This window comes from Streptomyces sp. NPDC103540, assembly GCF_055584445.1.
In genome coordinates this window covers 19,403-33,382 of record NZ_JBVJMA010000016.1, presented here as the reverse complement: position 1 = coordinate 33,382, position 13,980 = coordinate 19,403, and the positions used below count along the sequence as shown (strand labels likewise).

Below are 13,980 nucleotides of genomic sequence, written 5' to 3'. Positions count from 1 at the left end.
TTCCACCGGCCGCTCATTGCGTGGCAACGGGCCGCTCATCAGGCGTTCCAGCGTGCGGAGTTACCGGTCCATGACTGTTCGTGAACCTGCCTTTACTAGCCTGTCGAGGACTGGATTTTCGTGGCTTGACACGGGGCCGGACATCCAGCAGGCGGTGAATCCAGGCGCAGAATTCCCAGGCGCTGTAATCCCAGGAAAGGGCAGCCGAGCGTGGTGACCAGTGAGCAGAATCCTGTAGCAGCCGGGGCGCGCACCGAGAAGGTGCAGCAGATCGCTGTCGTGGGGCTGTCCTGCCGGCTTCCCGGAGCCGAGAGCCCGGCCGCGTTCTGGGAGCTCCTGCGGAGCGGGTCCGGCGCCGTCGCCGAGATCCCGCCGGGCCGCTGGGGCGTGCCGCGGGACGGTTCGGCGGCCCCGGGCGACGGCCCGGGGCGCGGTGCGTTCCTGGACGGCGTGGACCTCTTCGACGCCCGCTTCTTCGGCATCTCGCCGCGCGAGGCCGCGGCCATGGACCCGCAGCAGCGCCTGGTGCTGGAGCTGGCCTGGGAGGCGCTGGAGGACGCGGGCATCGTCCCCGCGACCCTGCGCGGCAGCCGCACCTCGGTGTTCGTCGGCACGCTGCGCGACGACTGGACGAACCTGCTGTACCAGTACGGCACGGAGGCCATCACCCAGCACACGATGACCGGCGTCAACCGCGGTGTCATCGCCAACCGGGTCTCCTACTACCTGGGCCTGACGGGTCCGAGCCTGACGGTGGACTCGGCGCAGTCCTCCTCGCTGGTCGCGGTGCACCTGGCGTGCGAGAGCCTGCGGGCCGGCGAGTCGACGACGGCGCTGGCGGCGGGTGTGAACCTGAACCTGCTGACGGAGAACGCCACCACGGAGGAACGGTTCGGCGCGCTCTCCCCGAACGGCGTCACCTACACCTTCGACGCCCGCGCCAACGGGTTCGTCCCCGGCGAGGGCGCCGGCGTCCTCGTCCTGAAGCCGCTGGAGGCGGCCCTCGCCGACGGCGACCGCGTCTACGGCGTCATCCGCGGCAGCGCCGTCAACAACGACGGCACCACCGCCGGCCTGACCGTCCCCAGCGCGACCGCGCAGGAGCAGGTGCTGCGCCTGGCCCACGAGCGGGCCGCGCTCACCCCGGACGAGCGGGTCCAGTACGTGGAGCTGCACGGCACGGGCACCCCGGTCGGCGACCCCATCGAGGCGACCGCGCTCGGCGCCGCGCTCGGCGCGGACCGGCCGCAGGGCGACCCGCTGCGCGTCGGCTCCGTGAAGACCAACATCGGGCACCTGGAGGGCGCCGCGGGCATCGCGGGCCTGATCAAGACGCTGCTGTCGATCCACCACCGCGAACTGCCCCCGAGCCTGAACTTCGAGACCCCGAACCCGGCCATCGCGCTCGACGAGCTGGGGCTCGCCGTGCACACCGAGCACTCGGCGTGGCCGCACCCGGAGCGTCCGCTGGTCGCCGGCGTGTCCTCCTTCGGCATGGGCGGCACCAACGCCCACGTCGTGGTCGTCGAGGCCCCGGCCGTCGTCGGGACGACGGGCTCTCGGGCGGGCGCGGAAACCGACGGGTCGGTCCTCGAGCCCGCCGCCGCCCTGCCGTGGGTGCTGTCCGCCCGCTCCGACGAGGCGCTGCGCGCCCAGGCCGCCCGGCTGGCGGACTTCGCGGCCGCCGAGGGCGCCCCGGGCACCGCCGAGACCGGTTTCGCGCTCGCGACCACCCGTACCGTCTTCGACCGCCGCGCGGTCGTGGTCGGCTCCGACCGGCAGGCGCTGCTGGAGGGCCTGCGGGCGCTCGCCGAGGGCCGTCCGGGCGCCGGCGTCGTACGGGGCGAGCCGACGACCGGCTCCACCGCGTTCCTCTTCACCGGCCAGGGCGCGCAGCGCGCCGGGATGGGCCAGGAGCTGTACGCCGCCTTCCCGGTGTTCGCGGAGGCCTTCGACGCCGTCGCCGCCGAGCTGGACCCGCTGCTGGAGCGTCCGCTGTGGGAGGTCATCGCCTCGGGCGAGGGCCTGGACGACACGGGCAACACCCAGCCCGCCCTGTTCGCCGTCGAGGTGGCCCTCTACCGGCTCGTCGAGTCCTGGGGCGTCACCCCGGACTTCGTCGCCGGTCACTCCATCGGCGAGCTGGCCGCCGCGCACGTCGCGGGCGTCCTGGACCTCGCCGACTCCGCGCGGCTCGTCGCCGCCCGCGCGCGGCTGATGCAGGCGCTGCCGACCGGCGGCGCCATGATCGCCGTGGAGGCGACCGAGGAGGAGGTCCTCCCGTTCCTGGAGGGCCTGACGGACCGGCTGTCGATCGCCGCCGTCAACGGACCGCGGTCCGTGGTGGTCTCCGGCGACGAGGACGCGGCCGTCGACGTGGCGCTGCGGATCGCGGCCCTGGGCCGCAAGACGAAGCGCCTGAGCGTCTCGCACGCCTTCCACTCCCCCCACATGGACGGGATGTTGAAGGAGTTCCACAAGGTCGCCAAGGAGCTGACCTACGCCGAGCCGCGCATCCCCGTCGTCTCCACCCTCACCGGCCGGCCGGCCGCCGGCGACGACCTGCGCACCCCCTGCTACTGGACCGACCAGGTGCGCGGCGCCGTCCGCTTCGCCGACGCCGCGAACTCCCTCGCGGAGCTGGGCGCCGACGTCCTCCTGGAGATCGGCCCCGACGCCGTCCTGTCGGCCCTGACCGAGGGCACCGCCACCCTGCGCGCGGGCCGCCCCGAGGTGCAGGGTCTGCTCGCCGCCGTCGCGTCCCTCTTCGCCCGCGGCGCGGACCTCGACTGGGACGCCGTGTACGCGGGCCTGGGTCACGAGGCCGGCCGCGCGCCGCGCACCGCCCTGCCGACGTACGCCTTCGAGCGCCGCCGGTACTGGTTCGACGCCACCGCCCGCAAGGAGGCCCCGGCGCTCGCCGCGGCCGGCGCCGACGACCGGTCCGCGGAGGGCGGCGACGCCCCCGAGGCGGTCCCGCACGGCGAGCTGGGCCGCCGCCTGGCCGCGCTGTCCGAGGGCGAGCGCCGTCGCGTGGTCTCGGAGCTGGTGACCTCGCACGTCTCGGCGATCCTGGAGTACGGGCCGGGCGAGGTGCTGGAGCAGCGCACCCCGTTCCAGAAGCTCGGCTTCTCCTCGATGATGACCACCGAGCTGCGCAGGGCGCTGGCCGAGGCCACGGGCCTGCGGCTGCCCGGCGGGCTGCTGTTCGACCACCCGACCCCGCAGGCGCTGACCGAGTTCGTCGAGGCCGAGCTGCTGGGCGCGGCGGAGGCCGCGGAGGAGTTCACCCGTCGCGCCGACGCCGACGAGCCGATCGCGATCGTCGGCATGGCCTGCCGCTTCCCCGGTGGCATCGCCTCCCCGGACGCGCTGTGGGACCTGGTGGCGCGGGGCGGCGACGCCGTCTCCGGCTTCCCGGTCAACCGCGGCTGGCCCGAGGACCTCTACGACGCCGACCCGGACCGGCCCGGCAAGTCCGCCGTGCGCCACGGTGGTTTCCTGCACGACGCGGGCGAGTTCGACGCCGCCTTCTTCGGGATCTCCCCGCGCGAGGCGCTGGCCATGGACCCGCAGCAGCGGCTGCTGCTGGAGACCGCCTGGGAGGCCGTCGAGCGTTCCGGGATCCGTCCCGAGGACCTGCACGGCACCCGTACCGGCGTGTTCGTCGGCGCGACGGCGCTGGAGTACGGGCCGCGCATGTACGAGGCCCCCGAGAGCGTCCAGGGTTCGATCCTGACCGGCTCCACCAGCAGCGTGATGTCGGGCCGGATCGCCTACCAGCTGGGCCTGCTCGGCCCGGCCGTGACCACCGACACCGCCTGTTCCTCCTCGCTGGTCGCGCTGCACCTGGCGATCCGCTCGCTGCGTTCGGGCGAGACCAACCTGGCGATCGCGGGCGGCGCGACGGTCATGTCCTCCCCGGGCATGTTCGTGGAGTTCTCCCGCCAGCGCGGTCTGGCCCCCGACGGCCGCTGCAAGTCCTTCTCGGCGGACGCCGACGGCACCGGCTGGGCCGAGGGCGTGGGCCTGCTCCTCGTGGAGCGGCTCTCCGACGCCGAGCGCAACGGGCACACCGTCCTCGCGGTGCTGCGCGGTTCCGCCATCAACCAGGACGGCGCCTCCAACGGTCTGACCGCCCCGAGCGGCCTCGCCCAGCAGCGGGTCATCCGCCAGGCGCTCGCCGACTCCGGTCTGGACACCTCGGACGTGGACGCGGTCGAGGCGCACGGCACCGGCACGAAGCTGGGCGACCCGATCGAGGCCGAGGCCATCATGGCCACCTACGGCAGCGCCCGCGAGGACCGCTCCCCGGTGTTCCTCGGCTCCCTCAAGTCGAACATCGGCCACGCGCAGGCCGCGGCCGGCGTCGGCGGCGTCATCAAGATGGTCGAGGCGATCCGCCACGGCGTCCTGCCGCGCACCCTGCACGCCGACACCCCGTCGACGCACATCGACTGGTCGGCGGGGTCGGTGGAGCTGCTCACCGAGGAGCGGGCCTGGCCCGAGACGGGCCGGCCGCGCCGCGCGGCCGTCTCCTCCTTCGGCATCAGCGGCACCAACGCCCACGTCGTCATCGAGCAGGCCCCGGCCGCGGCCCCCGCCGCCGGCCGGACGCCGGACGCCGCGCCCGCCCCGGCCGCCGCGCCCGCCGAACTGCCCGCGCCGTGGCTGCTGTCGGCCCGTACGCCGCGGGCGCTGCGGGCGCAGGCCGAGCGGCTGCGCGCCGCCCTCGCCGACGACGCCGGTGTCGACGCCTCCGCCGTCGGGCGGGCGCTCGCGAGCACCCGTACCGTCTTCGAGGAGCGGGCCGTCGTCCTCGCCGAGGACCGGGCCGGCCTGCTGGCCGGTCTCGAAGCCCTCGCCGCCGGCGCCGCCGACGCGGCCGTGGTCACCGGCAGCACCGCGAACGCCGGCCGCACCGCGTTCCTCTTCACCGGTCAGGGCGCCCAGCGCCCGGGCATGGGCCGCGAGCTGTACGAGCGCCACCCGGTGTTCGCCGCCGCCCTGGACGAGGTGTTCGCCGCGCTCGACGCCCACCTGGAGCGTCCGCTGCGCGAGGTCGTCCTCGCCGCGGAGGGCAGCCCCGAGGCCGCCCTGCTCGACGAGACCACGTACACCCAGCCCGCGCTGTTCGCGATCGAGGTGGCCCTCTTCCGGCTGCTGGAGCACCACGGGGTCGTCCCCGACCTGCTGGCCGGCCACTCGATCGGCGAGCTGTCCGCCGCCCACGCCGCCGGCGTCCTGTCGCTGGACGACGCGGCCGCTCTGGTGGCCGCGCGCGGCCGGCTGATGCAGTCGGCCCGCTCCGGTGGCGCGATGATCGCCGTCCAGGGCACCGAGGAGGAGGTCGCCGCCTCCCTGGCGGGCCACGAGGACGCGGTGTCGATCGCCGCCGTCAACGGCCCGGCCTCCGTGGTGATCTCCGGTGACGAGGACGTCGCCGAGGCCGTCGCCGCGCGGTGGCGGGAGCAGGGCCGCAAGACCAAGCGCCTGACGGTCTCGCACGCCTTCCACTCGCCGCACATGGCGGAGGTCCTCGACGAGTTCCGCGACGTCGCCGCCTCGCTGACGTTCTCGGCGCCGACCGTTCCGGTCGTCTCCACCGTCACCGGCCGGCTCGCCACGGACGCCGAGCTGACCTCGCCCGACTACTGGGCGCACCAGATCCGCGCCGCCGTCCGCTTCCACGACGCCGTCCTGGAGCTGGCCGCGCAGGGCGCGACCGTCCTCGTCGAGGCCGGTCCGGACGCGGTGCTGACCGCGCTGGCCCAGGGCGCGCTGGAGGACGCCCCCGTCGTTGCCGTGCCGCTGCTGCGCGCCGGCCGTCCGGAGGCGCGGACCCTGACCGAGGGCCTCGCCCGCGCGCACACCGCCGGCGCCCCGCTGGACGCGGCGACGTTCTTCGCGGCCGGGGCCGCCGCCGACCTGCCGACGTACGCCTTCCAGCGGGAGACGTACTGGCTGTCGCCGACCGTCCCGACCGACGCGCGCAGCCTGGGCCTGGACCCCTCCGAGCACCCGCTGCTGTCCACCACGGTGGAGTTCGCGGACCGCGAGGACGCCCTGTTCACGAGCCGGATCTCGGTCGGCGGCCACCCGTGGCTGACGGACCACACCATCGGCACCACGGTGCTGGTGCCCGCCACCGGCTTCCTGGAGCTGGCGGTCGCCGCCGGCGACCACCTGGGCTTCACCCGCGTCGAGGAGCTGACGCTGGAGGCGCCGCTCGCGCTGATCGGCCGCGAGCCGGTGCGCGTGCAGGTCGCGGTGGGCGCCCCGGACGCCTCCGGTGTCCGCCCGTTCTCCATCCACGCCCGGCCCGACGGCGGCGAGGACCAGGAGAAGCCGTGGACCCGGCACGCGACGGGCGCGCTGGCCGAGGCCCGCGACCCGCAGGCCGACGCCGGCCTGACCGAGTGGCCTCCGGCCGGCGCCGAGGCGCAGCCGCTGGAGGACGTCTACGAGCGGCTCAGCGGGCTCGGTTACGCGTACGGGCCGGCCTTCCAGGGCCTGCGGGCGTCCTGGCGCGACGGCGAGGACCTGTACGCCGAGGTGCGCCTGCCCGAGGAGCAGCGCGAGAGCGCCGCCCGCTTCGGGGTGCACCCCGCGCTGTTCGACTCGGTGCTGCACCCGCTGGTGCTGGACGCGGCCGCGCCGGGCGACTCCGACCGGATCCGGCTCCCGTTCGCCTGGTCGGGGATCTCGCTGTACGCGGCGGGCGCCGCCGAGCTGCGCGTGCGGATCTCCCCCGTCGGCACCGACACCTACCGGCTGACGCTGGCCGACGCGGCGGGCGCGCCCGTCGCGGAGGTGGAGTCGCTGACGCTGCGTCCGGTCGCGAAGGAGCAGCTGACCGCCCCGTCCGCGGACGGCGGCGACGACTCCCTGTACGCGGTGGAGTGGGCGGCCGTGGCGACCCCCGAGGGCGCCGAGGCCGACTGGTCGCGGGCCGACTCCGCCCTCGCGGACGTCGAGGCCGGGCGGGACGTCCTCGTCCGGGTGGCCGGCGCGGGCGACGGGATCGAGGGCGCGCACCGCACGACCCTGGAGACCCTCGCGCTGGTCAAGGAGTGGCTGGCGGACGAACGGTTCGCCGAGTCGCGGCTGGTGCTCGTCACCTCCGGCGCGGTGGCCGCGCCGGCGGGCGCGGACGTCACCGACCTGGACGCGGCCCCGGTGTGGGGCCTGGTCCGCTCGGTGCAGTCCGAGCACCCCGACCGGCTGGTGCTGGTCGACGCCGACCCGTCGGCGGACGACGCGCTGATCGCCGCCGCCCTCGCCACCGGGGAGCCGCAGCTCGCCGTCCGGGACGGCGCCCTGTACGCCCCGCGGCTGGCCCGCGCGGCGGCGACCGCCCCGGCGGAGCCGGTCCTCGACGGGAACGGCACGGTCCTGGTGACCGGCGGCACGGGCGGTCTGGGCGCGCTGTTCGCCCGGCACTTGGTGACCGGGCACGGCGTACGGCACCTGCTGCTGTCGAGCCGGCGCGGTCCGGCGACCCCGGGCGCGGACACCCTCGTCGCGGAGCTCTCCGCGCTGGGCGCGGAGGTGCGCGTGGTCGCGGCGGACGCCGCCGAGCGGGCGTCGGTGGCGGAGCTGCTGGCCGCCGTCGACCCGGCGCACCCGCTGACGGCCGTGGTGCACACCGCCGGTGTGCTCGACGACTCGACGGTGGAGTCCCTCACCCCGGAGCAGGTCTCCGCGGTGCTGCGGCCGAAGGTGGACGCGGCGTGGAACCTCCACGAGCTGACCGAGGGCCTCGACCTGGCGGCGTTCGTCCTGTTCTCCTCCGTGTCCGGTCTGACGGGTACGGCGGGCCAGGCCAACTACGCCGCCGCGAACACCTGGCTCGACGCGCTGGCCGCGCACCGCCGGGCCTCCGGCCTGGCCGCGACCTCGCTGGCCTGGGGTCTGTGGGACTCCAGCCACGGCATGGGCGCGGGCCTCACCGAGGCCGACCTGGCGCGTTGGGACCGGGCGGGCATGACGCCGCTCACCCCGGAGCAGGGCCTCGCCCTGTTCGACGCGGCCCTGGCCGGTGAGCGGCCGCTGCTGGTGCCGGTGGCCCTGAACCTGGGCCGCTTCCGTACGGCGGCCGAGCTGCCGCCGGCCCTGTACCGGGGGCTGGTGCGCACCCGTACCCGCCGTGCGGCGCAGGCCGGCGCGGCCGGCGCCGGGGACTCGGGCTGGAGCCGGCAGATCGCCGCTCTCGCCGAGGACAAGCGCGCGGACGCGGTGCTGGACCTCGTACGGTCGACCGTGGCCTCGGTGCTGGGGCACGCGGGCGCCACGTCCATCGACCCGCAGCGGGCCTTCAGCGACATCGGCTTCGACTCGATGGCGGGCGTGGACCTGCGCAACCGGCTCGGCGCGGCCACCGGGCTGCGGCTGCCGGCGACGGCGGTGTTCGACCACCCGACCCCGGCCGCCCTGGCGACGTACGTGCTGTCGAAGGTGTCGGCGGAGGCGGGCGGCGCCCCGGCGAAGGCCGTGAAGGCCCGTGCGAAGGGTGCCTCGGACGAGCCGATCGCGATCGTCGGCATGGCCTGCCGCTTCCCGGGCGGGGTGAACTCCCCGGCCGACCTGTGGCGGCTGGTGGCCGACGGGGTGGACGCGGTCAGCGGTTTCCCCGTCAACCGCGGCTGGGACCTGGACAACCTGTACGACCCGGACCCGGAGCGCACGGGCACCAGTTACGTCCGCGAGGGCGGCTTCCTGCACGAGGCGGACCTCTTCGACCGGGAGTTCTTCGGGATCTCCCCGCGCGAGGCGACCGCGACCGACCCGCAGCAGCGCCTGCTGCTGGAGACGGCGTGGGAGACGTTCGAGAGCGCGGGCATCGACCCGGCGCTGGTGCGCGGCTCCAACACCGGTGTGTTCACGGGCGCCATGTACGACGACTACGCGTCGCGGCTGAGCGCCACCCCGGAGGAGTTCGAGGGCTTCCTGCTCGCGGGCAACCTCTCCAGCGTCATCTCCGGGCGACTGTCCTACACGTACGGTCTGGAGGGCCCGTCGCTCACCGTCGACACGGCCTGCTCCTCCTCGCTGGTGGCCATGCACCTCGCGGCGAGCGCCCTGCGCTCGGGCGAGTGCGACCTGGCGCTCGCGGGCGGTGTCACCGTGATGAACAGCCCGCACACCTTCGTGGAGTTCTCCCGGCAGCGCGGGCTGTCCCCCGACGGCCGCTGCAAGTCGTTCTCGGCGAGCGCGGACGGCACCGGCTGGTCGGAGGGCGTCGGCCTGCTCCTGGTGGAGCGGCTCTCGGACGCCAGGCGCAACGGGCACCGGATCCTCGGCGTGATCCGCGGCACCGCCATCAACCAGGACGGCGCCTCCAACGGTCTGACCGCCCCGAACGGTCCGGCCCAGGAGCGCGTCATCCGCCAGGCCCTGGCGAACGCCGGTCTGAACCCGGCGGACGTGGACGCGGTCGAGGCGCACGGCACCGGCACCACCCTCGGCGACCCGATCGAGGCGCAGGCCCTGCTGGCCACCTACGGCCAGGACCGGGCGGAGGACCAGCCGCTGTACCTGGGCTCCCTCAAGTCGAACATCGGGCACAGCCAGGCCGCGGCCGGCGTCGGCGGCGTCATCAAGATGCTGGAGGCGATGCGGCACGGCACCCTGCCGCGCACCCTGCACGTGGACCGGCCCTCCCCGCACGTGGACTGGGAGGCGGGCGCGCTGTCGCTGCTGACGGAGGAGACCCCCTGGCCGGAGCACGACCGGCCGCGCCGGGCCGGCGTGTCCTCGTTCGGCATCAGCGGCACCAACGCCCACGTGATCATCGAGCAGGCTCCGGCGGCGCCCGCCGAGCGGCGGCCCGCGCCGGCTCCCGAGGCCGCGCGCGTCCTGCCGTGGCTGGTGTCCGGCAAGGACGAGAAGGCCGTCCGGGCGCAGGCCTCGCGCCTGCACCGGTTCGCCCTCGACCACCCGGAGCTGTCGGCGGCCGACATCGGCTTCTCGCTGGCGACCGGCCGCGCGGTCCTGGAGCACAGCGCGGCCGTGGTCGGCGCCGACCGGGAGTCCCTGATCCGGGGCCTGTCGTCGCTGGCGCACGGGGAGTCGGCGAGCAACGTCGTACGGGGCCGCTCGGCGCGTCCCGGCAAGACGGCCTTCCTCTTCACCGGGCAGGGCAGCCAGCGCCTGGGCATGGGCCGGGAGCTGTACGCGACGAACCCGGTGTTCGCGAAGGCCCTCGACGAGATCTGCGACCGTTTCGACGCGGAGCTGGCGCGGCCCATCAAGGAGGTGCTGTTCGCGCCGGAGCACTCGGCGGACTCGGCGCTGATCGACCAGACGTCGTTCACGCAGGCCGCGCTGTTCGCCATCGAGGTGGCCCTGTACCGGCTGTTCGAGCACCACGGCTTCACCCCGGACTACCTGCTGGGACACTCCATCGGCGAGGTCACCGCCGCCTACCTGGCGGGGGTCCTCGAACTGGGCGACGCCTGCTGCCTGGTCGCCGAGCGCGGCCGGCTGATGCAGGCCGCCCGCGAGGGCGGCGCGATGGCCGCGGTCCAGGCGACCGAGGAGGACGTGCGCGCCTCGCTGGCCCCGTACGGGAACGCGGTGTCGATCGCCGGTGTCAACGGCCCGAACTCGATGGTGATCTCGGGTGACGCGGACGTCGTCGACGAGGTCTGCGACGCCTGGCGGGCGAAGGGCGCCCGCACCAAGCGGCTGCCGGTCTCGCACGCCTTCCACTCGCCGCACATGGACGAGGTGCTGGAGGAGTTCGTGGAGGTGGCCTCGGGGCTGACCTTCCGCGAGCCGCGCATCCCGGTGGTCTCCAACGTCACCGGCACCCTGGCCACCGTCGAGCAGCTGACCTCCCCGCAGTACTGGGCCACGCACATCCGTGAGGCCGTGCGCTTCGCGGACGGGGTCCGCTACCTGGAGGCGCAGGGCGTCACCGACTTCCTGGAGCTGGGCCCGGACGGGGTGCTGACGGCTCTCGCCCAGGGTTCCCTGGAGCAGGAGGCGGGCGCGCTGGCGCCGGCCCTGCGCCGGGACCGGCCCGAGGGCGAGAGCGTGGCCGGGGCGATGGCGCTGCTGCGGATGCGCGGCGCCCGGCCGGACTTCGCGAAGCTGTTCCCCGGTGCCCGTGCGGTCGACCTGCCGACGTACGCCTTCCAGCACGAGCGGTACTGGCTGGACGACCCGCAGACCCCGGCGGACGCGGCCGGGCTAGGTCTGGCCGCGACCGGCCACCCGCTGCTGGGCGCCGCCGTGGCGAGCGCGCACCGCGACGAGTACCTGTTCACGGGGCGGCTCTCGCGCCGCACGCACGGCTGGCTGACCGAGCACGCCGTGCACGGCACGGTGCTGGTCCCCGGTACCGGTCTGGTGGAGCTGGCCGCCCGGGCGGGCGAGCAGCTCGGTGTGGAGCGGGTCGAGGAGCTGATGCTGTCGGCTCCGCTGGTCCTGCCCGAACAGGGCGGCGTGCAGGTGCAGGTCGTCGTCGGCGAGGCGGACGGCGCGGGTCGGCGTACGGTCGAGGTGTTCTCGCGGCCCGACGACGGCGACGTGGCGGCCGACCGGCCGTGGACGCTGAACGCGAACGGTGCGCTGGCCCCGGCGGGCGCGGTCTCCGAGGGGCTGACGGCCTGGCCGCCGGCCGGTGCCTCCGAGGTCTCCCTGGAGGGGGTCTACGAGCGTCTCGACGCCCTGGGCTACGCCTACGGGCCGGCCTTCCAGGGCCTGTCGCGGCTGTGGACGCTGGGCGAGGACGAAATCTTCGCCGAGGTGCGGCTGCCGGACGCGCAGCGCGCCGACGCGGCCCGGTTCCTGCTGCACCCGGCGCTGCTGGACGCGGCGCTGCACCCGCTGCTGCCGGGGGTGGCCTTCGAGTCGGGTCAGGCCCGACTGCCGTTCTCCTGGGCCGGGGTGAGCGTCCACGCGGTGGGCGCCTCGGTGCTGCGGGTGCGCCTGGCCCTGTCGGGTCAGGAGACGGAGACCCTCCAGGCCTCGCTGACGGTGGCCGACGGCACGGGCGCCCCGGTGGCCTCCGTGGAGTCGCTGCTGCTGCGCCCGGTGTCGAAGGAGGCGCTGCGCGAGGCGGCGTCGACGGCCCGGGACGGGTTGTTCCGGGTGGTGTGGAACGCGCTGCCCGCCGCGACGGGCTCCGCGGACGCCTCGCGGTGGGCCGTGGTCGGTGACGTCACCGTCGCCGGTGCCTCCTCGTACGCCTCCCTGGAGGAGGTGGCGGCCCTGGAGAGCGTGCCCGCCACGGTGGTGCTGGCTGCGGCCGGCGCCGGCGGGGACGTGGTGGAGGGCGCGCGGCGGACGCTGCGCGAGGCCCTCGCGACGGCGAAGTCCTGGCTGGCGGACGAGCGGTTCGAGGACTCCACCCTCGTGGTGGTGACGCGGGGCGCCATCGCCACCGCCGCCGGCGAGCCGGTGACGGACCTGGCGCAGGCCGGTGTCTGGGGTCTGCTGCGCGTGGCGCAGACGGAGAACCCGGGCCGGATCGTCCTGGTCGACCTCGACGGGTCCGTCGGGGACGCCCTGCCGGCCGTGCTCGCCTCGGGCGAGCCGCAGGTCGCGGTGCGCGGTACGGAGCTGCGGGTGCCGCGCCTGGCGCGGACCCGGCAGGACGAGGCGGCGGCGCAGCCGCGCTGGGACCGGGGCACGACCCTGATCACCGGTGCGACGGGCGCGCTGGGCGGCGTCCTGGCCCGGCACCTGGTCACCGAGCACGGCGCGCGGCACCTGCTGCTGCTCAGCCGCAGCGGTCTGACCGCGGCGGGCGCGACGGAGCTGCGGGACGAGCTGACCGGGCTCGGCGCCGAGGTCACCGTCGCCGCCTGCGACGTGACGGACCGGGAGTCTGTGGCCGGGGTGCTGGCCGCGATCCCGGCGGAGCACCCGCTGACGGGCGTGGTGCACACGGCCGGTGTCCTGGACGACACGGTGCTCTCGGACCTGACCCCGGAGCGGCTGGAGAAGGTGCTCGCGCCGAAGGTGGACGCGGCCTGGAACCTGCACGAGCTGACGAAGGACCTCGACCTGTCGGCGTTCGTCCTCTACTCGTCCATCGCGGGTCTGATCGGCAACGCCGGCCAGGCCAACTACGCGGCGGGCAACACCTTCCTCGACGCCCTGGCCCAGTACCGGCAGGCGAACGGCCTGCCCGGCACCTCGCTGGCCTGGGGCCTGTGGGCGCAGGCCTCCACCATCAGCGGTTCGCTGGAGGAGGCCGACCTGCGGCGCCTGGCGCGGCTCGGTCTGCTGCCGCTGTCCTCGTCGGACGCCATGGACCTCTTCGACGCGGCCCCCGGCACCGGGGAGCCGGTCCTGGCGGTCACCCGACTCGCGCTGGAGGCACTGCGCAAGCAGGGCGACCGGCTGCTGCCGCTGCTGCGGGACCTGGCTCCGGCCGGTCCGCGCCGCGCGGTCGCGGGTGGCGGCGCCGGGTCCGGCGCGGAGGGCGGTCCCTCGCTGGCGGAGCGCCTGGGCGCGCTGCCGGAGGAGGAGCGGGTCACCGCGCTGACCGACCTCGTACGGGCCCAGGTGGCCGCGGTGCTCGGCCACGCCGACCACAGCGGCATCGACGCCGACCGGGCCTTCCAGGAGCTGGGCTTCGACTCGCTGACCGCGGTCGAGCTGCGCAACCAGCTCAACGCGGCGACGGGTCTGCGCCTGCCCAGCACCCTCGTCTTCGACTACCCGAACCCGGCCGCGCTCGCCGCGTACCTGCGCAAGCAGATCACGGTGGAGGACGTGTCGGCGGCCGCCCCGGTCCTGTCGGACCTCGACAAGCTGAAGTCCGCGATCCAGGCGGCCGCTTCGGACCGCGACGCCTTCGACCAGATCACGGGCCGGCTGCGGGAGCTGCTGGACATCGCCGACACGGCGGGCGGCGGCAAGGCCGAAGAGGACGCGAACGCCGACCTGGACGACGCGAGCGACGAGGAGCTGTTCGCGCTCCTCGACGACCTCGACTGAGCCGGAAGCCGCAGACCGGTATGC

1 protein-coding gene is annotated in these 13,980 nt (G+C 75.4%); it reads left to right on the top strand.

Features of this window, described 5'->3' with window-relative positions:
• Positions 1 to 210 precede the first annotated feature (210 nt).
• Positions 211 to 13,956: a type I polyketide synthase gene (locus ACZ6ZI_RS31660; RefSeq protein WP_469526585.1), complete on the top strand. Its 13,746-nt coding sequence runs from the start codon at positions 211 to 213 to the stop codon at positions 13,954 to 13,956.
• Positions 13,957 to 13,980 lie beyond the last annotated feature (24 nt).